This is a genomic window from Qipengyuania sp. SS22 (assembly GCF_025736935.1).
Lineage (GTDB): Bacteria > Pseudomonadota > Alphaproteobacteria > Sphingomonadales > Sphingomonadaceae > Qipengyuania.
The window spans coordinates 2,610,793-2,632,503 of sequence record NZ_CP107048.1; the positions used below are offsets into that span (position 1 = coordinate 2,610,793).

15 protein-coding genes are annotated in these 21,711 nt (G+C 64.6%); 4 read left to right on the forward strand and 11 right to left on the reverse strand.

Features of this window, described 5'->3' with window-relative positions:
- The first annotated feature begins 118 nt into the window (after positions 1 to 118).
- On the forward strand, positions 119 to 1,444 hold the full coding sequence (locus N6L26_RS13020; RefSeq protein WP_263605978.1) for an alkaline phosphatase PhoX: 1,326 nt from the start codon (positions 119 to 121) through the stop codon (positions 1,442 to 1,444).
- Positions 1,445 to 1,509: 65 nt separating this feature from the next.
- On the opposite strand, the gene N6L26_RS13025 is transcribed toward N6L26_RS13020, so the two are convergent.
- Positions 1,510 to 3,363, reverse strand: coding sequence for an ABC-F family ATP-binding cassette domain-containing protein (locus N6L26_RS13025; protein WP_263605979.1), 1,854 nt, complete (start codon positions 3,361 to 3,363; stop codon positions 1,510 to 1,512).
- 91 nt (positions 3,364 to 3,454) lie between these two features.
- Here N6L26_RS13025 and N6L26_RS13030 point away from each other — a divergent pair, with 91 nt between their 5' ends.
- On the forward strand, positions 3,455 to 3,715 hold the full coding sequence (locus N6L26_RS13030) for a hypothetical protein (protein ID WP_263605980.1): 261 nt from the start codon (positions 3,455 to 3,457) through the stop codon (positions 3,713 to 3,715).
- A 22-nt stretch (positions 3,716 to 3,737) separates the two neighbouring features.
- Here the strand turns inward: N6L26_RS13030 and N6L26_RS13035 are convergent, their stop codons facing one another.
- From N6L26_RS13035 to N6L26_RS13075, 9 genes are all read right to left on the reverse strand, one after another.
- Positions 3,738 to 5,153, reverse strand: a complete 1,416-nt coding sequence (locus tag N6L26_RS13035) for a sigma-54-dependent transcriptional regulator (RefSeq protein ID WP_263605981.1) — start codon at positions 5,151 to 5,153, stop codon at positions 3,738 to 3,740.
- Between the two features lie 2 nt (positions 5,154 to 5,155).
- A complete protein-coding gene (locus N6L26_RS13040; RefSeq protein ID WP_263605982.1) occupies positions 5,156 to 5,689 on the reverse strand; it encodes a heme NO-binding domain-containing protein in 534 nt (177 codons plus the stop codon).
- A 399-nt stretch (positions 5,690 to 6,088) separates the two neighbouring features.
- Positions 6,089 to 7,117, reverse strand: coding sequence for a hypothetical protein (locus N6L26_RS13045; protein ID WP_263605983.1), 1,029 nt, complete (start codon positions 7,115 to 7,117; stop codon positions 6,089 to 6,091).
- A 2-nt stretch (positions 7,118 to 7,119) separates the two neighbouring features.
- Complete coding sequence (locus N6L26_RS13050; RefSeq protein ID WP_263605984.1) at positions 7,120 to 8,004, reverse strand: CsgG/HfaB family protein; 885 nt, start codon at positions 8,002 to 8,004, stop codon at positions 7,120 to 7,122.
- Between the two features lies 1 nt (position 8,005).
- Complete coding sequence (locus N6L26_RS13055) at positions 8,006 to 8,257, reverse strand: hypothetical protein (RefSeq protein WP_263605985.1); 252 nt, start codon at positions 8,255 to 8,257, stop codon at positions 8,006 to 8,008.
- Positions 8,258 to 8,939: 682 nt separating this feature from the next.
- The gene (locus N6L26_RS13060; protein WP_263605986.1) at positions 8,940 to 9,974 is read right to left on the reverse strand and encodes a glycosyltransferase family 4 protein; all 1,035 of its coding nucleotides are present in this window, start codon (positions 9,972 to 9,974) and stop codon (positions 8,940 to 8,942) included.
- Positions 9,971 to 10,957 carry a glycosyltransferase family 2 protein gene (locus tag N6L26_RS13065; RefSeq protein WP_263605987.1) on the reverse strand — a complete coding sequence of 329 codons (987 nt, stop codon included), beginning with the start codon at positions 10,955 to 10,957 and terminating at the stop codon, positions 9,971 to 9,973. The genes N6L26_RS13060 and N6L26_RS13065 overlap by 4 nt, the downstream gene beginning before the upstream one ends.
- Before the next feature lie 462 nt (positions 10,958 to 11,419).
- The gene (locus N6L26_RS13070; RefSeq protein ID WP_263605988.1) at positions 11,420 to 13,081 is read right to left on the reverse strand and encodes a response regulator; all 1,662 of its coding nucleotides are present in this window, start codon (positions 13,079 to 13,081) and stop codon (positions 11,420 to 11,422) included.
- A complete protein-coding gene (locus tag N6L26_RS13075) occupies positions 13,074 to 16,133 on the reverse strand; it encodes an ATP-binding protein (RefSeq protein ID WP_263605989.1) in 3,060 nt (1,019 codons plus the stop codon). Before N6L26_RS13075 ends, N6L26_RS13070 begins: the two co-directional genes overlap by 8 nt.
- A 366-nt stretch (positions 16,134 to 16,499) precedes the next feature.
- Between N6L26_RS13075 and N6L26_RS13080 the strand changes: the two genes are divergently transcribed.
- Together N6L26_RS13080 and N6L26_RS13085 are read left to right on the forward strand one after the other, a co-directional pair.
- Positions 16,500 to 17,831, forward strand: coding sequence for a sugar MFS transporter (locus N6L26_RS13080; protein WP_263605990.1), 1,332 nt, complete (start codon positions 16,500 to 16,502; stop codon positions 17,829 to 17,831).
- A 69-nt stretch (positions 17,832 to 17,900) separates the two neighbouring features.
- Complete coding sequence (locus tag N6L26_RS13085; protein WP_263605991.1) at positions 17,901 to 19,088, forward strand: MFS transporter; 1,188 nt, start codon at positions 17,901 to 17,903, stop codon at positions 19,086 to 19,088.
- A 46-nt stretch (positions 19,089 to 19,134) separates the two neighbouring features.
- On the opposite strand, the gene N6L26_RS13090 is transcribed toward N6L26_RS13085, so the two are convergent.
- Complete coding sequence (locus N6L26_RS13090) at positions 19,135 to 21,528, reverse strand: glycoside hydrolase family 3 protein (RefSeq protein WP_263605992.1); 2,394 nt, start codon at positions 21,526 to 21,528, stop codon at positions 19,135 to 19,137.
- Positions 21,529 to 21,711 lie beyond the last annotated feature (183 nt).

A 21,711-nucleotide genomic window follows, 5' to 3' on the forward strand; every position in this document is an offset into this window, starting at 1 on the left:
TGCCGGTCTCAAGACGCTTGCCACCGAACTGTCGCTAATCCAGCATATGTGTGGGCCGGCAGAGGCTTTGCGCCGGGACAGCGAGGTGTTGTCCGGGAGGCTTGCGAGGAGAAGCGAAGTGCAGATCGATCGTCGAGGATTCATGAGCGCGACCGGGGCGGCCTTCAGCGGGTTGCTGCTGAACGGGTGCATGGGCCGGACCGGCTCAGCCATGGCGACGCGGGCTTCTTTCTCGGATTACGGGCCGCTGGTGTCCGATCCGGCGGGAATGCTCGATCTGCCCCGCGGGTTTACCTACTGGCTGCTATCGAGCCTGGGCGATGCCATGGCCGATGGCGGGGCCGTACCCGACAAGGCGGATGGCATGGGCTGCCTGCCTCTGGGCGGGGATGAAATCGTCCTCATCCGCAACCATGAACTGGTCCCGGGCGACGATGCGGGCGGCACGCTCGCCCATGGCTATGGCACACATAACGGATCAATCGTCCCCGGTGGAACGACCAATGTGGTGCTCGATGCGCGCACGCTCGAAGTGAAGCGCGAATTCCGCACTCTGGCGGGCACGATCCGCAATTGTTCGGGGGGGATTACCCCGTGGGGCAGCTGGCTGACCTGCGAGGAAGCGCCGACCGGCCCCGGACAGCGCTATGGCGACGGGCTCGCGCTCGACCATGGCTGGGTGTTCGAAGTCCCTGCAGCTGCGACGGGGCTGGTCGACGCGGTGCCGCTGAAGGCGATGGGCCGGTTCAACCACGAAGCCGCCTGCGTCGATCCTTCGACGGGTGCCGTCTATCTGACCGAGGATCGCGGCGACAGCGTGCTCTACCGGTTCATTCCGAACTCGCCGGGGCGTCTGGGTGAAGGCGGGCGGCTGCAGGCCATGGTCGTCGATGGCCTTGCGGATACGCGCAATTGGTCGGCGCCCGATATGCCCGTCGGTGCGAGCTATCCCGTGCGCTGGGTCGACTGCGACCACGTCGAAGCGCCCGAAGATGATTTGCGCCAGCGGTCGGCAGCGCAAGGCGCCACCCTCATCGCCCGGGGCGAAGGTATCCACATGGGCACCGATGAACTGTTCATCTGCTCGACCAATGGCGGGCAGCGCAAGCTCGGCCAGATATTCAAGCTCGTCCCGGGGCGGGGCGGGGGCCATGACACGATCGAGCTGTTCTTCGAGAGCGAAAGCGAGGACCAGTTCAATTACGGCGACAACCTCACCGTCGGTCCCAACGGCCATCTGATCGTCTGCGAAGACCAATATACCGATGTCGTCGACAACCATTTGCGCGGCATCACGCCCGATGGCCGGGCCTATACATTCGGCCGCCTGCGGATGCAGACCGAACTGGCCGGCGGGTGCTTCTCGCCCGATGGCAAATGGTTCTTCGTCAACGCCTATTCGCCGACCCGGACGCTTGCGATTACGGGGCCTTGGGCAGTGTAAGGCGCCTGCCCGACGGCAGCGAGAAGGGCTAAGAGATCGGCCGTTTCCGCGGTCGGAAGGGCAGCTTATCTCTGCTCGGCGGCCTCCAGCGCGGCGCCCGCCGCCAGCCACTTCTCCTCGGTCGCGGCCAGTGTATCGGCGGCGTCGGCGCGCGCGGTGAGCAGGTCCTGCATCTTCGCGCCGTCCTGCGTGTGGTCGAGGATCAGCCGGTCGAGCTTTTCCAGTTCGGCTGTCAGGCGCGCCATCGCCTCTTCCGCCTTGGTCAGGTCCGACTTGGCCGAGCGAGCCTGCGCCGCCGTGTCCGCGCCGTTCGACCCGCGTTTCTTGCCTGCCCCGCCGCGCCGGCTTTCCTTGGGTTTGCGGCCCAGGACGAAGTCGATGTAATCCTGCATGCTACCGACATATTCGCGCGCGGTGCCTTCATCGACCAGGACCAGCCGGTCGGCGGTCAGTTCGACCATGTGGCGATCATGGCTGATGAGGATGACCGCACCCGAATAAGCGTTCAGCGCCTGGATCAGCGCCTCGCGTGCATCGACATCGAGATGGTTGGTCGGCTCGTCGAGGATGAGGAGATGCGGCGCATCGCGCGTGATCAACGCCAGCGCCAGCCGCGCCCGTTCCCCGCCGGACAATTTGTCCACTCGCGTCTGCGCGCGCGAACCCGAAAAACCGAAGCGGCCCAACTGCGCGCGTACAGCGCCCTGCGCCGCGCCTTCCATCGCGCGGTTCATCAGGTCGAGCGGCGTGTCTTCGCCGGCCAGTTCCTCGACCTGATACTGCGTGAAATAGCCCACTTTCAGCCGCCCCGGCGCATTGACCTCGCCCTCTGCGGGCGCAAGTTGCGATGCGAGGAGCCGCGCCAGCGTGGTCTTGCCATTGCCATTGCGGCCAAGCAGCGCGATGCGGTCGTCGGCCTCGATGCGGAAGTTCAGCCGCCGCAGGATGGGCGGCGCTTCACCATAGCCGACCGCCGCTTGTTCGAGCGTGATCATCGGCGACTTCAGCTCTTCCGGGTCGGGAAAGTCGAAGCTCAGCGTGGGGTCTTCCATCAGTGCCGCGATCGGCTGCATCCGCGCCAGCATCTTGGCGCGCGATTGCGCCTGCTTTGCGGTGGAGGCACGTGCGCTGTTGCGCGCGACGTAATCCTGCAGCCGCGCGCGCTGCGCATCCTGCGAAGCCTTCGCAGCGGCGAGTTGTGCGGCGCGTTCGGCGCGCTGCTTTTCGAACGCATCGTAGCCACCCGAATACAGCGTCAGCTGCCCGCCCTGCAGATGCAGGATATGGTCGACGACCTTGTTCAGCAGGTCGCGTTCATGGCTGATGACCACCAGCGTCGCGGGATAGGAGCGGAGGAAATTCTCGAGCCACAGCGTCGCTTCCAGGTCGAGGTGGTTGGACGGTTCGTCCAGCAGCAGGATTTCCGGCTCGGAAAACAACAGTGCCCCCAGCGCGATGCGCATTTTCCACCCGCCGGAAAAGCTTTCCACCGGGCGCTGCTGCATCTCTTCATCGAAGCCGAGGCCGTTGAGGATCTTGGCCGCACGTGCGGGCGCGCTGTAGGCGTCGATTGCCAGCAGGCGATCATGCACATCGCCCATCCGGTCCATGTCGGTGCAGGTTTCCAGCTCGGCCAGCAGTTCGGCGCGTTCGGTGGCCGAGGCCAGCACGACTTCCTCGGGCGTCATTGTGCCGCTGGGCGCTTCCTGCGCGATATAGCCGATCCGCGCGCGCGAGGGTTTGGTGATGTCCCCGTCATCGGGTTCGATTTCGCCGATCAGCGCCTTCATCAGCGTCGACTTGCCTGCGCCGTTGCGACCGATCAGCCCGACGCGTGCGCCCACCGGCACCGTCGCACTGGCGCGTTCGAGAATGGTCCGGCCGCCAAGCCGCACTGTGACACCGTCGATGGTAAGCATGCGCGGCCCCTTAACAGCCAATTGCGCTGTGCCCAAAGGAAATAGGGGCGGGGGAGTTTGCACCCTGCGCCCGGTGCGCTAGCGCGGGGGAATGGAGATGCAAGATTTGTTGCAGCGCTATTTCGGAACGCCCGATCTGGCCGAGGTTGATCCGGTGGCACTGCCAGCGGGGATCGATCGCATGCGTGTCGATTTCGGGCTCGAGCGCGACAGCGGTCGGCGGTTTGCGCTGTGGACGTTGCTCTACATGCTCGACGCCGCTCCCGATCTGGATGTCGCGTTCGAAGACCCGGCCGAGCGCGAGGCGGCACGCAATATCATGGACATGATCGCCAGCGCCTCACCGTCCTGACGCGAGCGACCGAGGCATGCGCTCAATTGGTTTCGGCGCGCTGCTTTTCCAGTTTCCGGTAGATCGTCGAGGGGTTCACCGCCAGCTCCTTGGCGGCGCGGGTTACATTGCCGCCGTGTCGCTGCAGCGCCGCCTCGATCGCGATCTGCTCGATCTGTGCCAGCGTCATGCCGTCGAAGGCCATTGCGGTCGGGGGGGAAGGCAAGGGCTGCGCGGGCGTGCTCGCGAACTCGGAATATGCCGGCTCGAACGAGGCGGGAGGCAGGGCTTCCGGCATCGCAGCATGACCAGTCGGCAGCGAGATGTCGATCTCGTTGCCTTCGCCGATCACAACCGACCGCCGCAGGGCGTTCTGGAGCTCGCGGACATTGCCCGGCCAGGAATGGGCGCGAATTTTCGCCCGGCTTGCTGCACTCAGCTGGAGCCCGGGGCGGCGCTCTTCCTGGGCGATCGTTTCAGTCAGCCGGTCCGCCAGCAGGACGATGTCGTCGCCGCGATCTCGCAAGGGCGGCAAGTGGATCGGGATGACATTGAGGCGATAGAGCAGGTCTTCGCGAAAGCGCCCCTCGGCGACTTCGCGCAAGGGATCGCGATTGGTGGCGCAGACGATGCGGACGTCAACCGGTTCGGCCTGGGCCGATCCGACCCGCTGGATCATCCCGGTCTGGATGAACCGCAGCAGCTTGACCTGGAGCTTGAGCTCCATCTCGCAAATCTCGTCGAGGAACAGCGTGCCGCCGTCGGCCGCCTTGGCGGCGCCGATGCGGTTCTCGACCGCTCCGGTGAAAGCGCCTTTGACATGGCCGAAGAGCTCGCTTTCGAGCAGGTTTTCGGGAATGGCGCCGCAATTGATCGCGACAAAAGCCTTGTTCCGGCGGCGCGATTCCGCATGCAGCGCTTCGGCGGTTACTTCCTTGCCCGTCCCGCTCTCGCCGGTGACGAAGACGCTCGCGCGCGAATCGGCGACCTGTTCGATCGTCCGGAACACCGCGCGCATGACGGGCGACTGGCCGATAAAGCCATGGAAGCGCGTGCCGTCCTCGACCGGCTTGATGACTGCCTTGGCGGGTGCGGTCTTCGATTGTTCGACCGCTGCCCGGATCGTCGCCAGCAGGCGGGTGCCTGCAACCGGTTTGACGAGGAAGTCGAACGCCCCCAGCCGCATCGCCGCGATCGCGCGCGACAGCGAACCATCGGCAGTGATGACGACAAAGGCGGGTGAGGTCTCGTCGCGCTGTTCGAGCAGCGAGAGGCCATCCCCGTCGGGCAATTGCAAATCGAGCAGCGCAGCGGAAAACCGCGTGTTGGCGAGCGCATCGCGCGCTTCGGCAAGCGTGGCGGCAAGCGCGACTTCATACCCCGCCTCTTCCAATTGGGCGGCAAAGCCGAGGGCCAGCGAAGCGCTGTCCTCGATGATCAGAATGGCGGGTTTCGACATACTTATCCCGTCAGTGCGAATTCGGCGCGCGAGCCATCGTCATTTGCGCCGACCCAGTTGAGCGCGCGGTGGTCGCCGAAATGGGTCATAGCCCCGGCCACCAGCCCATGCGCGATATGCGCGAAGGGGCGATGCGAGGCGTATTCGACGCGCAATACATCGCCTTCATCGTAAACGGTCACCTGCGGCGGCCGCGCATCGGGATAAAGAATCCGCACTTCCTCGTGGATGTGATCCCCGACATGCAACAGCAATTCCTCTGCGCTGGCATAGCGGCCGACGATATCGCCATAGAGCACGGTAAAGCGCTCGAAGAGATACGCGCCGAACTGATGACACAGATCGGCGAATTCGGCCCCCGTCTCGCGCGAGGCGGCTTCGACAACGCGGACGGCTTCCTGCCACGGATACTGGCCGACACGCGTATAGGCGCCGCCATGCGGCAGGCCGGCATCGGCCAACACCTTCTCGGCGAGCTCGGGCCCGCCGGCGCGATCGAGAAAACCGACCAGTTCCGAAAAGATAATACCTTTCACCGTAACCTCCGAATGCTTTGCCAAGATGTGAAAGCATCGATGCAAAGGCCGTGCCGGAATGAGGACAGGCGTATCGGGGCAAAACGGCGTCATAATTGCCGTACTATGCAACAGTCCCTTGCATTTTGCAAAAACGACTCTCGCATATTGCAACGAAGCTTTGGCGATTTGGCTTTTTGTGAGGTTCGCGATGCGAAATGCGGCTGGCACAGTCTGGGGGGTAACCCCATGGTACTCGTGAAAATCGCAGATGCTCGCGAAAATATGATCGTCGCTACCATGCTTCCGGCGCTTTGCGCTGCGGAGATGGACGAGTTCATGAGAGCCGCTCGGCTGGCCGGGTAGTTCGTAAAGTTTGGTGGCCCGCACTGCGCTTGCAGTACGGGCCACCGGGGGAAGTTATTCGACGTTGATGCTGACACTGTTGCCGATAGCGGCCGCAGTCGCGGCGGCGTTCGTGCTGGCACCGATGCTGGCAGCGACCTTCGCGACCTGACCGCCGTTGTTCCACTGGTTCATCGAGCTGGAAACGTTGCCTGCGATATCGCTGTCGACGCTGGTCAGAGCATAGCTGTTGCCGATCGCCGCCGCGGTCGCGGTGTAATCGACGGTAGCCCCGATCATGCCCGTCAGATCGGCGATCATCGTACCGGAATTGCTCTGCGCGGCGGTTACCGTGCTGCCACCCGGCATCTCCACGGCCAGGGAATTGCCGATCGATGCAGCCGTGCTCGTGGCCTCGGAGACCATGTTCTGGATGGTAACCAGCTGCGAGGTCTGACCACCAAGATTGGTCTGGTCGATCGCCAGGTCGAGGAGCGCGCCTTCGGCATTGAACGACGCCGAGTTTCCGATCGTCGCGGCAGTCTCGGTCACTTCGCTGACGGCGTTGTAGGCAGTCGCAACCGAACTGGTGCCATTGCCACGGTTGGTCTGGGTCAGGTCCGCCACGACATTTGCAGCTGCATCCAGCGCAAAGCTGTTGCCGATGCTGGCTGCGGTCGCATTGACGCTGGCAACCGAGTTTGCCGTAGCATTGAGGATCGAATCCTGGTTGCCATCATTGGTCTGGCCAGTGACATAGTCGGCGGTGCGGGCAGTGGTGCCAACAAGACTTTCGAACGCGCTGACCAGTTCCGAGCCGCCCAGTGTCTCCAGAGCGGTGAGGATGGTTCCGTCGAGCAGCTGAACATTGCTGCCGCCGGTCGAGCCTTCGATCAGGCCAAGATAGACGTTGAGCAGTTCGTCGCCGCCAACCTCGACCACCGCATCGAGAACCGAGCGGTCGCCGAGAAGCGCGCCCGTCGAAAGACCAATATCGACCGCAACCAGCGGGTCGGGTTCGGTCGGCAGCGAAACCTGCGCGGTTGCAGGGGCTGCGGCCATGGCGAGCAGGCCCGCCGTCGTCATCAGGTAAAACTTCGTCATTTTTAGTCTCCTTCAGGTTGAGTTTGCGGGCTTGCCGCTTGTTCTACGGCGTAGCTCACCGATTGAACGTTGGTTGGACAGAGAGGCGCGTCGGCGCCCCTTTGTTCGCGCATCAGATCGATCACCGCCTTTTCGACGATAGCTCTGATCGCTCCATGCACCGGCTCCTGGCGGCGGCGTCCGACGCCGAGATCCAGAGTAGTGTTGCCGATGAATTCGAAGATGCCGGCGCGGATTTCACGGCCGCGGATCTGTTTTTGCAGGCTGGCGACGTTGACGACGCGCAGGCTGCGGGCATCGATCAGGCGCAGGTCCACGCCGACCGACATGACATAGGAACGTGCTCCGCCGCCGACCGGACCGATCGAGGCTTCGGCCACATCGCTGCGAATATTGAAATCCAGTTCGGTGATACCGCCCAAGACGATCAAATCGGCTTCCGCAATCGACCCCGAATAGATCCGCCGGTAGTCGTCGGTTGGCTGCCCGTCCGGGCCGAGCAACTTGCTGTTGGCGTAATCGAGTTCCTGCAGGGCAATCCGCAGGTCCAGTCTTTCGGCAAGCGGAAAGCCTCCCTTGGCCAGAGCGGAAATCACCATGAGCGCAGCCCCTTGGGGAGCTACCGAACCGTTCAGCCCATCCAGGCGACCGGTGTAATCAGCAACTTCCCCCACCGCGATCCGCGGTTGCGCGGCAGCGCGTGTTTGCGAAGCCATGCAGCGCAGAATGCTCGAATAGGCGGTGTCACCATCGATAACGCGCGCGCCGCTGAGAGGCGTGATCCGCTGGGGAGGCGTGTCGGCAAAGCTTGCGCAGCCCCCCAGTGACAGGCCAGTCGCTGCAAGCGCGATTGCCCGATGGATGAGTTTCTTTCCCCCGATCATCATCTTACCCTCCCTGGCCGAGCGAGGAAGCGCTGGTCGCGACAACGGCCCGCTGGTTGCCCGAGCTGGCTTGGCGGGCGTTCACGACCACCGTGTTGTTGCTGCCGTGAACCGTGACGTTGATCATGTTGGCGATCGCAATCGCGCGGCTATCCTGACGATTCCGCAGAGCGGGATTGGTCATCAGTTTGCCGCCTTGCGAGGCGGAGCCCGCAATGATGACGCGATTGTTGTCGGCATCGCGCTCGAAAGACATCGGCGCGCTCTGCGGCCGGCCGGCGTCGGAGGCCTGCGTACCTGCCAGAGCTGCTGCTTGTGCGAGAACTAGAAGTATCATGTGTCATCCTCATTCGAAGTGATCTGGCCCTTGCTTTTCACAACCCGTGCCAAAAACACATAAAGGTCTAAAATCAGCTACTTATGCTCCTAGCCCACCGATGGCGGATTGCATTCCGCACCGCTGGCCTTGCAAAATGCGACAAGCAGGCGCCGCAGATTGCGAAACGCGCATCGGGCTCACACCCGAAACTAGAGCGAGGGAAAGCTGTCAGATTATCAGTGCCTTGCCGTGATTGGCGTGGGGGCCTCGGCTTCAAGGCAACTTTGTCCGACGAGTCCGGCGACGCGGAGCTGTTGGGCTAGGAGGGTCTATGAGGAGGTGGACGAACCTTCCCGGCGATCAATTCCCGCTCGATGTTGGCCGATGCGGACGCGCGGTGCGCGGCTTCTCGCCCGATCGATGGCGGAAACTGCTGCAAGATGCGGGTTGACCTGGTCTCGCACGGCGCCAGCGACCCTAATCATCGGCAAGGCGCTGGCTGCCGTTCATCCGCCGGCGTTCGATCCGGCGTTCCGGTCATACCCCAAAGGAAAACCGCCCCGCCCCCATCCGCAAAGCGGAGGGAACGAGGCGGCCCTGCGGCGCCTGGGGTCGCAATTCAGGCGCCAGCAGCCATGGCCGGTTGCATACCGGCTTTCTTTGGGAAGGGTTTGGCCGCACGGTGTGCCACCGCCTGCCAACCCGAGATAATCTCATCGTGCTGCCTGAGAACCCCCGCGCGTGCGGCCCGGCCCATTGTCGGCAAGTCCGCACCTTTCAGCCGGATGATCGCGCAGGCGATCTCGGCGGCATTGCGCATTGGTGCGGCAACCCCGCCGCCGCTGCGAACCTGTTCGGGCAGACCGTCGATATCGGCGACCAGCACCGGGCGGCCCGCCATGCGGGCTTCGGTCGCGACCAGGCCGAAGGCTTCGTAGCGCGACGGAACGATCACCGCGGAACAGGTAGCAAGCCGCGCGTCGATCGCATTGGTGGCTGGCAGCAGCCGGACGTTGTCACGCTCGCTGGCGAGTTCCGCCAGCCGTGCCTCTTCGGGGCCCGAACCGAACAGCGTCAGCGTGACTTCGTCAGCGCGGAACGAACGCATGGCTTCGATCAGTGCGGCGAAGTTCTTCTCCGGAGCCAGTCGCCCATAGGCGAGCAGGCGGAGCGGGCCATCGCGCGGCTCGAGATCGGGAACCTTGTACAGATCGTCGCGCCCGCTCCACGGGTGGATCGAGCGGAGTTTCTTCGAAGGAACGCCGGCCTCGGCAAGCCACCGATGCTGGGCCCGCGAAACGGCGATTACTTCATCAACCGGCCGTGCGGCAGTCTGCAGCAGCGTACGGAAACGTCCCGAGGAGGGCATCGCATTCGCCTCGAAAGCGCGAGTGTAGGAATGCTCGACCTGGACGATCCGCGCATGCGGGTTCTTGAGCCTGAGCGCCGCCAGGTAAGGCAGCCGGCCCCACGAGGGCGGCACGTGGATGATGATAAGATCGCTATCGAGCCGCACGGCGCCAGCCGGGCCGCGGCCCATGCGGACGGTCCGCGATTCGGCCTCGCGCGTCATGCGCGGATCGTTGAACAGCGATAGCGCGCGGGTGACCCCGCCCATGCCGAAATCGTCGAGGAGATGGGTGATCCGGATCATGCTGCCGCCTTGAGATAGGGGCGTGCCAGGCGGCGGAAACGTTCGGGTCCGGTCAGCCGGGCCAGCTTGATGGCGCCCCAGGTCGCTGCCGATTTGACCGGCTCTTCGAGGAAGATCCGCGGGGCGAGGCTGGCGGCGCGACTGATCAGGTCGTTCGCCAGGGCGACATTGCCGAGCTGGACCGACCGGCGCGCAAGGTAGCGCAGCTGGTAAGCGCGTGCCGCGTCGCCGTGCTTGGCGACCAGTTCGGGCGCATTGTCACGCGCGATGTCGAGCATGCGCGACCAGCTGAGGTATTGCTTGACTACATTGGCGGACAGCGCGCCGCCGATGATGCGGTAATCGGTCAGCAGTCCTTCAATGCCTTCGAAGCTGACGTCATGCAGCGAGGCGAGACGCACCCACAGCTCGATATCCTCAGACTGGCGGAAGCTTTCGTCGAACCAGCAGGTCCGCGTCCGCTCCTGCGGGTGGGGGAAAGCCGCACGGTCGAGCGCTGTGCGGCGCAGGACGGGTGCGCTTACATTCCCGATCGGATTGCGGCACAAAATGTCGCGCGCGGTGACATCGGTCAGCTTGGGCCGCATGGCGACCGACATCGCCGCACCGTGCTCGTCGATCATGCGCGAGCCGGCATAGCTCACCCCGATATGCGGGTTCGCCTGCAGGTGAACGAAATGCAGCATCAGCTTGTCCTGATGCCAGCGATCGTCGGAATCGAGCAGCGCGATATAGGGTGCCTGCGCTTCGGCGATGCCGATGTTGCGCGCGCCGGCGAGACCGCGATTTTCCTGCGGGACGATGCGGATACGCGGATCGTCGAAACTGCGTGCGAGGTCCATCGACCCGTCCTGGCCACCGTCGTCGACGATGATCAGTTCGAAGTCCTCGAAAGTCTGGTCGAGGACCGACTGGATGGCCTCTGCAATATAGGCCTCGACATTGTAGACGGGCATGACGACAGACATGCGGGGGGCGGTCATGGCTGGTCTCCTAAGTGTTGGATCAGGCGAGAATCGCGCCGCGGGCGCGGGCCGGAATGGCGCTGCCGGCAAGCGCTGCACCGGCGGTCATCACGCCGCGCGCGTCGTCTGACTAAAAGGCTTTGTGCTCGCGGGTAAGGCAGCGGCGGACGAAGGTGCGAGAAGGGACGGTGGTTGGGCCCGACCGCAGTGCCAAGTGCGATCACGCAGGTCCCGGCTTCGGCTAACGCAAAGGCGAATAGCCCTCGCACCAGAGGCGAAGCGGCGAGCGCGTGAGTTGACGTGCGAAAGGGGCATGGGGGTCCTTGGCGTGTGGTCGCCAAGTATTATTCAAGGTCCGTGCCAAACCCTGCATCCACGCAATTCCGTCGCTTCTGGACGCGGAGCTCTTCATGAATCGCAATTTGCGGCGGTCTGATTGCAAATTGCATGCTCGACTGCCGCATATTGCGAGCGTGGGGCCTACTGATCCCCCGCGATCAGCGCTTCGTAGAGGTCGTCGACTGCCAGCAGGCAGGCGGCGACCGCTTCGCGAAAGGCTTCGATCGACGCCTCGCCCTGGCCCCGTGCCTCGCGATAGTGCGCAAGTTCCTCGACGATCCCGACCGCCCCGATATTGAGCGATACCCCGGTCAGCGCATGTGCCGCGCGGGACAGGTCTTCCTCATCATCGGCCTCGACCGCGGTGAGCACTTCGCCCGCATATTTGGTGATGTCCTTCTTCGCGGCATCGCGCATCCGGTCGCGGTAGGCATCGGGCAGATCGGTGAAGGTCCGGCGGAAAAGGTCATGATCGAACCGCGCCTGGTTCTGGCGAACGTCGCGGCCCGAGATCAGCGCGGTGCGGATCGCGGTTTCGAGCGCTTCCTTCTTGACCGGCTTCGCCATGCAGGCGGTCATCCCCGCCGACAGCAGTCGCTCGCGCTCCGATTGCAAGCTATGCGCTGTTACCCCAATGATCGGCGTGCGCGCGGCGGGCCCGTTGAGGCCGCGGATTGCCTGCGTAGCCTGCTCGCCATTCATGATCGGCATCATCACGTCCATCAGCACGAGGTCGAAACTCTGGCGTCTGATCGCCTCGACTGCGGCTGCGCCGTTTTCCACCGAGGTGACGAGGCAGCCGAGATCGGCAAGCATGCGCTCCGTCACATAGCGATTGCTCTCGGTATCCTCGGCCAGCAGGATACGCGGCTGGTCGGGCAGCGCCGAGGCGGTTTCCGGTGTGGGCGTGCCGACGCCGCTGGCATAGGCGACCGGCTCTGCCTCGCCATCCGATGCCGCTTCCTCGATCAGCCGGGAGGCGAGTTCCCCCAGTTGCTCCGCCGCCTCGCGCGCGACCGAGAGATCTTTCCCGCCATCCACGCGGACCTTCGTGCGGAGCAGTTCCAGCCCGCCGCTCAACGCCGCCAGCGGGGTGCGGATGGCATGCGCCATCTCGGAAATGAACCGGTTGCGCGCGCTGAGCGCCTCTTCCACCCGATCCTTCGCACCGGCCAGCTCCAGCTGGAGGTGGGCAAGCTCGCGCACTCTTCTCTCAGCTCGCAATTGCAGCGCCCGCACACCGCGCTCGTTCTGACGCTCTTCGGTGATGTCGCGCATCGTCGCCATCAAATGGCCGGGACGATCCTCGGTGCCGGTTTCGCGCGTGATCGACCATCTGAGCCAGCGGGTCTCGCCCGTGTCCTGCCGGACGATGCGATGTTCATAAGCATGCGCCACCCCCGGCACGGCCTCGGTGAAGAACGCCAGCCCCACCCGCATGATCCGGTCGCGATCGAGCGGATGGAGCGTCGCGGCGAGCTTCTCGATCGTGGGCTCCTCGCCATCGGCCAGCCCGAGGATCGGCCCGGCGCTTTCGGACATGGTGAACCCGCGCTCGCGTTCGCCATACAGCGTGGCCATCCGGATGGTAGACAATGCGCCAAGCAGGAGCGCACTTTCGATCTCGAGCTTTCGCGCCAGTTCGCTCTGGCGCAGGCTGAGGTCCTGATTGGCGCGGAAGAGCTGCTTCATCCGCTTTTCGAGCGCGGCTTCGGCATCCCTTAGCGCGCGCTCGCTACGCTCTAGCCGCGTGGTGAGGATCTCGGCGCGGCGCTCGGCGGGAATGTCGTCCATCTTATCCATCGGCGACCTCGTCGAGGATACGGGAAAGCATGTCGAGCAAATCCGCTTCGCTGGCCACGATGCGCTTGCCGTCGCGCACGCTCTCCGCCGCTTCGGCGAGCTGGATGCTCCATTCGGCACCGCTTTGCGCGACGAATTCCGCATCGTCGCTGACCACTATATCGGCGGTAGCACTGGCGTCGTCAGCAGCGGAGTCGAGAACGGTGAAGCCCTCCGCATACGCGATGACTTCGACGCGCACGGCGAGCGAAGCGCGGGCCAGCCTGATCGCGATTGTGCCGCGAGCGGGGACTTGTTCCTCGTCAGGTCCGGCAGCCTGCAGGGGCAGCGTCAACGTCATTCGCGTCCCGCCGCTTGCCGAACTTTCGGCCGCGACCGTGCCGCCCATTTGCTCTGCAAGATCGCGCGTGATCGACAGCCCCAGGCCGCTGCCCGAGGACCGGCCGAGCGTATCGGGCGCGCTGCCGGAGAATGGCTCGAAGATGGTCTTCATCCGCTCGGGATCGATCCCGCCACCGGTATCTTCGACGTAGAATGTCCAGAGATCGGACCCGGGTTCGGGCGCGCTGAACGACAGCGTGACCTTGCCGATCGGTGTAAACTTGATCGCGTTGGAAACGAAGTTAGCGAGTACCTGCTGGATACGCGCCGGCTGGCCGCAAGCCCGGTCGTCGGAACCGGCCAGAACGTCGATGGCGAGGCCCTTGCGGCGGGCCAGCGGGCGAAACAGCTCGGCCACGCGCTCGACCAGCGCGGCGGGACTGAACTCCTCGTCCTGCGGTACCGATTGCTCGCGTTCCGAACGGGTGCGCTGGAGCGTCGCATCGAGCGTCTTGAGCAGCGCTTCGGAAGAATCCTCCACCAGCGTGAGCGCGCGGCTGCGCTCGCTTTCCGACCGTTCGCGGCGGATCTGGTCGATCAGGCCGAGAATGCCCGAAATCGGCGTGCGGATTTCATGCGAGATGACCGCGAGAATGTCGGTTTTGGAACGGGCTTCGGCGCGGGCCTCGTCGCGCGCGCGCAACAGCGCTTCGGCGGCTTTTTTCTGTTCGGTGATGTCCTGCGCGACCCCGTAAAAGCCGACCAATTCTTCCGTATTGTCGGCATCCTGGAACACTGCGGTCCCGCGCACGACGATCGGCAGGCGGTCGCCCTCGGCGCCGATCGCCAAAGTTTCGAAGGCGAATTCGGTGCGGGCTTCGATAGCCGCAGCGATCTCGCCCATGGTTTCTTCGCGCTTGCTCTCGTCCACCAGCGCGGCGAGGGCGTCCAGCGGAATGGTTGGCGTTTCGACGCCCAGCTTTTCCCGCAGCCATCCCGAGAGCGACAGTTCCATGGTGTGCGGATCGAGCGCGAAATGCCCCGCCTGCGCGCTCGACTGCGCCAGTTCGAGATAGAGCAAATTCTCCTCGATTGCGCGCTGTGCGGTATGCTTTTCGGTGATGTCATGGCCGATATACGCCGTCCCGAAGGGCGCGCCGAGATCGTCCTCGAGCGAGATCAGGATTTCCTCGAGCCAGACTTCGCGCCCGTCCGCCAGCTTGCGCGCGATGATCCGCGGCTGCGGTCCCGGCCTGGCAGGGTGGCCGGTCGCAGGCGCGGCCTCGGCCGACAGGCCCCATTCGCTCAGCAGCTTGACCAGCTCCTTCTCGCCGAACAGGTCGAGCGCGCCCTTGCTCGCCCGGATCAGCTGCCCGTGGTCGTCGAACAGCACCATGGCGTAGCGTTCAGCCGCATTGACCAGCACATCGAACGAATGCTGTTCGCGCGAGCGTGCCGTGGCCAGGCGGTCTTCCATCTTTTCGAAGGCATGCTCGAGCTGGCGGATCTCGTCCGTGCTGCCGGCATCCAGCGCCACGCCCTCTGTGGCCGAAACGCGGTCGATCCGTGTTGCCAGCCGCGCAATCCGCGAGGCTACCGTCCGGTGGAAGATCGCCGATAGGACCAGACCCAGCGCGAGCGCCCCGGTCAGCGCGATAAGGATGACCCGCTGCGCCAGCGACCATGCGCGCGCGCTCAGCGCCTGTTCGGGCAGCACCGTCAGCACATACCAGTCGGGTGCCTGCAACTTGCGCGCCGAGACATAGGCGTCGAGCGGCTTCGCGAAGACCGTGTGATCGTCGATCCCCGCATTTACATAATCCCAGATGGCGCGGAGCAGGGGCTCTTCCGAAGTCGCCAGATCGACATTCGCCTCGAGCCGCCGACTGTCGTCCCCGGCAACGCCCGAATGGTGGATCAGCTTGCCGTCCTGGCTTACGATGATCGTGAAGGCATCTTCGGGCGGGGGCGTAAGCCGCCGGGTGAACTGATCGAGCGGGATGCTGATGCCCCAGGCGCCGATATGCCGATTATCGACGCGGATCGGCAGCATGCAGCCGGTGGTCCAACTGTCGCCCGTCTCATCGTACAGCGGGCGTTGCAGGCTGGTGCAGCGTAGCATTCCGGCGGGATTTTTTGCCGGGGAGGTAATCCGGCTGAATTCAGCCTCCTGAAAATCGAAATCGGCGGGGGCCATGCGATAGAAGATCAACCCGTCCGGGCGCTGCGGCGCATAGATCAGCAGGTCATTGTCGGGCGAAAAGAAATAGAGGCTTTCGATATCGCTCGGCAGGCCATTGGTCATCTGCCGCAGGGTGTCGAATGCGGCCACAATCGTCGCCCGCCGCTTTCCGACGGGTTCGGGCGGAGCGGCGAAACCGCCGATCCCGCGCAGCTGGATCGCTCCTGCAGATGCCCGGCCCTCCCAAAAATCGTCACGGCTATGGAAGGCCCCGTCCGCTGCGGGAGCGAAGATATCGTCGAAATCGGTCGGGCTTGGCTGCTCCAGCTTGCGCGCCATGGTGGCGACCGCCTTTTCCTCGGTCTCGGCAATCAGCGAGATCTCGCGGCGGAGCGTGTCGGTGGCGGCGGCATTGGCGATATCGAGTTCGCGCACCGCATTGGCGCGATCTTCGTCGATACTGCCGGCATAGATGCTCCAGGCCATGGCGCCGATGACCAGCGCGACGATCGGCAGCGCGATGAACAAGCCTCGGAACGACAGCGACATCGGTCGGGTTCTCGCCTATTCTTTCACGTCGCACAACGGTCTTGAGAAACGGGCGCGACCGCGACGCTGAGTATCGCCAATAATCGGGACGCTCAGCAGTTGGTCTATCTATCCGGCATCTTCCTTCGGCCAGGTTTCGATACGGGGCGCAAGCCTGTGTGCTTCGCGCTCGTTGTCTGAACTCGTCGTCACCTTTGCTGCGCGGCGACAGGCTCTTCGTCTGCGGAGATATTTGTCAGAAATCGAGCGCCCACGAAGGCGGCTCGCCACTACCTCACGCCAATTTCTGTCAACGTTGACAGACGTGGCGCTCCCTCCTAATTTCCGCCCGCGTCAGACCGCACTTTACAGTGGATGCGGCGGCGAATGGGAGAACGATACGTGGTGACGGCAACGGGGGCCGCGGCGGACGCCGCGAAGCATTATTCTTCAAGCGATCCCGTGGGTGACGGGGCAGAGGGCCATGTGCATGCGCCAAGCCTGCCGCCCTTCGTCTTCGCGCTGTTCTTCATCTTCGGCGGGATCACCAGCCTCAACGATGTGCTGATCCCCAAGCTGAAAGAGCTGTTCACGCTCAATTACACGCAGGCGATGCTGGTGCAGTTCTGCTTCTTCGCCGCCTATCTGGTGATCGGCATTCCGGGCGCGAAACTGGTCAAGCGGATCGGCTATATGCGCGGCGCGGTGGCGGGCCTGCTGACGATGACGCTGGGCTGTCTGCTGTTCATCCCCGCAAGTACCACTGCGACCTATCCGCTGTTCCTGCTGGCGCTGTTCATCCTCGCGAGCGGGGTGGTAATCGTGCAGGTCGTGGCCAATCCGCTGATCAGCCTGCTCGGCCCGCAAAAGACCGCGCACAGCCGGCTCACTTTCGCGCAGGCGTTCAACTCCTTCGGTACCTTCCTCTTCCCGCTGATCGGTGCGGGACTGATCCTCGGCACCTTGGCGGATGTTTCCGCAGAAGATTTCGAGGGGGCTGCGCTGGCCGCCTATCGCACCGCGGAATCGGCGATGATCGTGAAGACCTATCTCGGCATCGCGATCGCGATCACCGTGGTGGCAGGCGCAGTGTGGCTGTTCCGCAACCGGCTGCAGGGCGAAAAGCACGAACCCTCGAGCGGGCTGGCGGGCTTCGACCTGCTCAAGCGCCCGCGGTTCGGCTTCGGCGCGCTGTCGATCTTCCTTTATGTGGGCGCCGAAGTGGCGATCGGCTCGATCGTCATCAATTACCTGCTGCTCGAAGATGTGCTCGGCCAGCCCGAAAACATCGTCGGCTGGATGGTCAGCCTCTATTGGGGCGGCGCGATGGTCGGGCGCTTCATCGGGTCGGCGCTGCTGCGCATGGTGAGCCCTGGCCTGATCCTGACCGCGGTGGCGATCGGCGCGATCACGCTGATCGCGATCTCGACCAACAGCAGCGGCACGCTGGCCGCCTATAGCCTGCTGGCGATCGGATTGATGAATTCGATCATGTTCCCGACTATCTTCTCGCTTGCCTGCGAGCGGTTGGGCAGCCGCGCAGCGGACGGTTCGGGAATCATCAATGTGGCGATCTTCGGCGGAGCGGTGGTCCCGCTGGCCACGGGCGCGCTGGCCGACCTGACCGGCAGCCTTGCGCTGTCGCTGGTGCTGCCCGCGTCCTGCTATGCGATAATCGCGGTGTTCGGCTTCTACGCACGGCGACCCGCGACCGCATAATTCGCGCAACACCGGGCGCATTGCCTTCCGCCTGCGCGGGAGGCAGGTTGCCGCGCGATGGAGCGGCACTTGCCCAAATTGCGGACCAATCCCCTGCTGACTGCGGTCGCACTGGCGCATGCCGGCGGGGTGGTGGCCTATCTGCCGCTGGTGACGCTGCTGCTGCCGCTGCAGGTCGAGGCGCTCGACAAATCGGCGAAGATCGACCTGCTCACCGCTGCGGTACTGATCGGCGGGGTCGCAGCGAGCGTGGCCAATATCCTGTTCGGCTGGCTGAGCGATCGATCGGTCGAGGCGGGCGGCGGGCGGCGGCGGTGGGTCGTCATCGGTCTGTGCGCGCTGGCGCTCTCCTATCCGGCGCTCGCGCTCGCCCGCTCGCCCGCACAATTGCTGATCGCCATCGCGCTGGCGCAGGCGGCGATCAATGCGGTGCTGGCCCCGCTGTTCGCGATTATCGCGGAGGAGGTCCCTACTTGCCAGAAGGGCACGGCGGGAGGGCTGCTGTCGCTCGGCAATCCGGTCGCGGCGACATTCGCGGTCATGCTGCTGGCGATTCCCGGGCTGTCCGACATGGCGCGCTTCGCGCTTGTTCCGGTCGCCGCGGCGGTGCTGTTGCTTCCGCTGCTTGCGCTACGCACGCGCCGCTTCGACCATGCGCCGGAAGCGGTGCGTAGCTGGGACCGGCGCGACCTCCTCGTCGCTTCGGGTTCGCGCCTGCTGGTCCAGCTGGCATGCGCCACGCTGGGGCTGTATTTGCTCTATTACTTCCAGACGCTCGTGACCGACGATTTCGATGTCGCCGCGGGCGTGGGGACCCTGCTGATGATTTCCTACATCATCCCCCTGCCGGTCGCTGTGATCGCCGGGCGGTGGTCCGACCGCTCAGGCACGCGCCGCCCGTTCCTGTTTGTCTCGGCAGCGGTCGGGGCTGTGGGGCTGCTCGGGATGGCTGCGGCGGCAGATGCCTGGCAGGCAGCGATCGCCTTCTGCGTCTTCGCCGCGGGAACGGCAGTCTTCTTGAGCCTGCATGCGACCTTCGCGATGCAATTGCTGCCGAGGCCCGATCGCCGGGGCCGCGATCTGGGGCTGGTCAATCTGGCCAATACGCTGCCTTCGATGATCGGAACGCTGATTGTGTGGCAATTGGCCACGCCCGAGGACTTTACCCTCGTCATGCTGGCCTTTGCCGCGCTGACGTTTGCCGGGGCGGTAATGATCCTTGGCGTACGCGAGCGCCCGCCGATCGCGGCCGACTAATCCAGCCACACGCCCGATCAGCGAGGCGAGGGCATTGCCCTCAGCCCTATTCAGTCGGGCATTGCGCGATCACATCGGCCTCGGACAGGCTGCCGAGCGCGATCCGCGCGAGGCTGAACTGCGCCGCATCGCTTGTCGTCAGACGGAATGGCGCGGTGATCTGCGTCATATCCGCGCCGCCCGCCCGGAAGCATTTGAGCAACACGCCGACCGTCTGCCACTGCCCCACGGCCAGATCGCCGAATTCGGCAATGGGAACATCCGCGCCGCATGAGGATCCCTCGCAGAGGACCGACATGCGCAGCGGCGCGGCAAGCGGTGCGTCGAGCCGGACCGTCGTCAGCAGCAGCACGTCGCCATTGGTCTCGCGCGACAGGTCAATCGCGTCATGCGTGCCGAGTTCGACGGCGGCCCCTGCCGGATGCGCGTCGATGGCGAAGCTGCGCGCGCCTTCCTGCACGTCATGATCGGTGGCCGATATGCGCGCCCGCCCCGACAGCGCGGTCGCAGGAACGGTCGTCACGCGAAGCGAATTGCCGCCATCCGCGCGCGCAACGGTGAGCGACCACGACGAAGCCGGTACGCCCTTGTCGAAGAAGACCCCGCCGCCACTGCCATCGTCATCAACGCCATTGTCTTCGGGCAGAGTGGTCCATGCCCGCGCGCCTTCGGCATAACGGAGGCCATAACCGAAGGGGAACAGCGTGGCCCCGCCGTGCTGGGCGGTCGCGGGCCAGGCTGTGGGCAGCCGTCCCTGAAATTCGAAAGCGGGTTCGCCATTGGCCCCGGCGAACAGCATATCGGCAACCCCCGCGCCTTCCGAACCGGGAAGCCAGGCGACCACGAAGGCGTCGGCGCTGTTCAGCGCCTCGTTCACATAGAGCGGGCGACCGGTGATCATTACCGCCACGGTCGGAATGCCTTCCGCCTTCAGCTTGCGCATGGTCTCGATCGGACGGCGCAGCTCGGGGCGCAGCTGAAGCGAGGCGATGTCGCCCTGGAACTCGGCATACGGTGTTTCGCCGAACACGATGATCGCGGCGTCGGGTCGCTGTTCGTACTCGCCATCGGGCGCCAGTTCGGCGCTGCCGCCGCCGGCCTCGACCGCTTGCTCGATCCCGCGCCACAGCGAGGTGGCGCCGGGGAACTGGCTGTTGTCCATACCGGTGCCCTGCCAGCTCAGCGTCCAGCCGCCCGATTGGCGCGCGATATCGTCGGCCCCGTCACCCGCGACGAGGATGTGCCCTTCCGGCTTGGCCGGCAGCACGCCATTGTTCTTGAGCATCACCAGCGATTTGCGCACCGCTTCACGGGCCACCGCGCGGTGATCGTCGGCACCGAGCAGTTCGTACTCACCCGACAGCGCGCGCGCGGAGGGCTTGCCGGCTTCGAACAGTCCGAGCCGCTGTTTGACACGGAGAACGCGGGCAACCGCATCGTCGAGCCGCGCCATCGAGATCGTGCCGTCGCGCGCCTCTGCCAGCGTGCTGTTGTAGAGGCTGCGCCAACTGTCGGGGGCCATGAACATGTCGATCCCGGCATCGACTGCCTTGGGGCAACTGGCATTGCTGCAACCGGCCACCTGTCCGTGCGCATTCCAGTCGGTAACCACCAGCCCGTCAAAATTCATGCGCCCCTTGAGGACATCGGTCACCAACCCGCGGTGCCCCGAAAGCTTGACGCCGTTCCAGCTCGAGAAACTTGTCATCACGGTGGCGACCCCGTTTTCCATTGCGGGCAGGTAGGGCGCGCCGTGGATCAGTCGCAGCTCGATTTCGGAAATGGCGGCATCGCCTTGGTCCTTGCCGTCGGTGGTCGCGCCGTCAGCAAGGAAGTGCTTGGTGCTTGCCGCGACGTACGGCCCCGCAAGGATCGGCTCGGTCGATGGTGGCCCTTGCAGGCCGCGGATCATGCTGCCGACATAGGATGCGACAAGCGCAGGGTCCGAGGAGTAGCCTTCGTAGGCACGGCCCCAGCGGTAGTCCTGCGGTACCGCAACGGTCGGGGCGAAGGTCCATTCCTGCCCGGTGACGCGGATTTCGACTGCGGTGACCCGCCCGATCCGCTCGATCAGATCGGGGTCGCGCGCCGCGCCAAGCCCGACATTGTGCGGAAAGATCGTCGCGCCGACGATATTGCTGTGGCCGTGCACTGCATCGGTGCCCCAAACGATCGGAATGGCGGGTTCGCCCGGGGCGGTATTCATCGAGGCGGCGTAGAAGGCATCGGCCAGCGCCAGCCATTCTTCCGCGGGGGCAAGATCATCGCCGCCGGGTCCGGAGTTGCCGCCGTTGAGTACCGATCCGAGCCGGTATTCGCGAACCTCTTCGGGGGTCACGCTGGCGATATCGGCCTGAATGATCTGACCGACCTTCTGCTCCAGCGTCATCTGCGCGAGCAGCGCCTGAACATGCGCTTCGCCTTCTTCGGTCAGGACCATAGGGAAGGCGACTTCGGGCCACTGCTCCGGATGAACGATAGCTTGCGGTGCCGAAGCCGTTACCGCTTCGTCCGTCGACGGTTGGGCCGACAGTGCCGACACTGCGAACGCCGCCGTGGCGGCGCCAGAAAAGATTGTTTTCGAAAGCATAAACCCCGTCCCATCATCCGGCTCTGGCCGGTA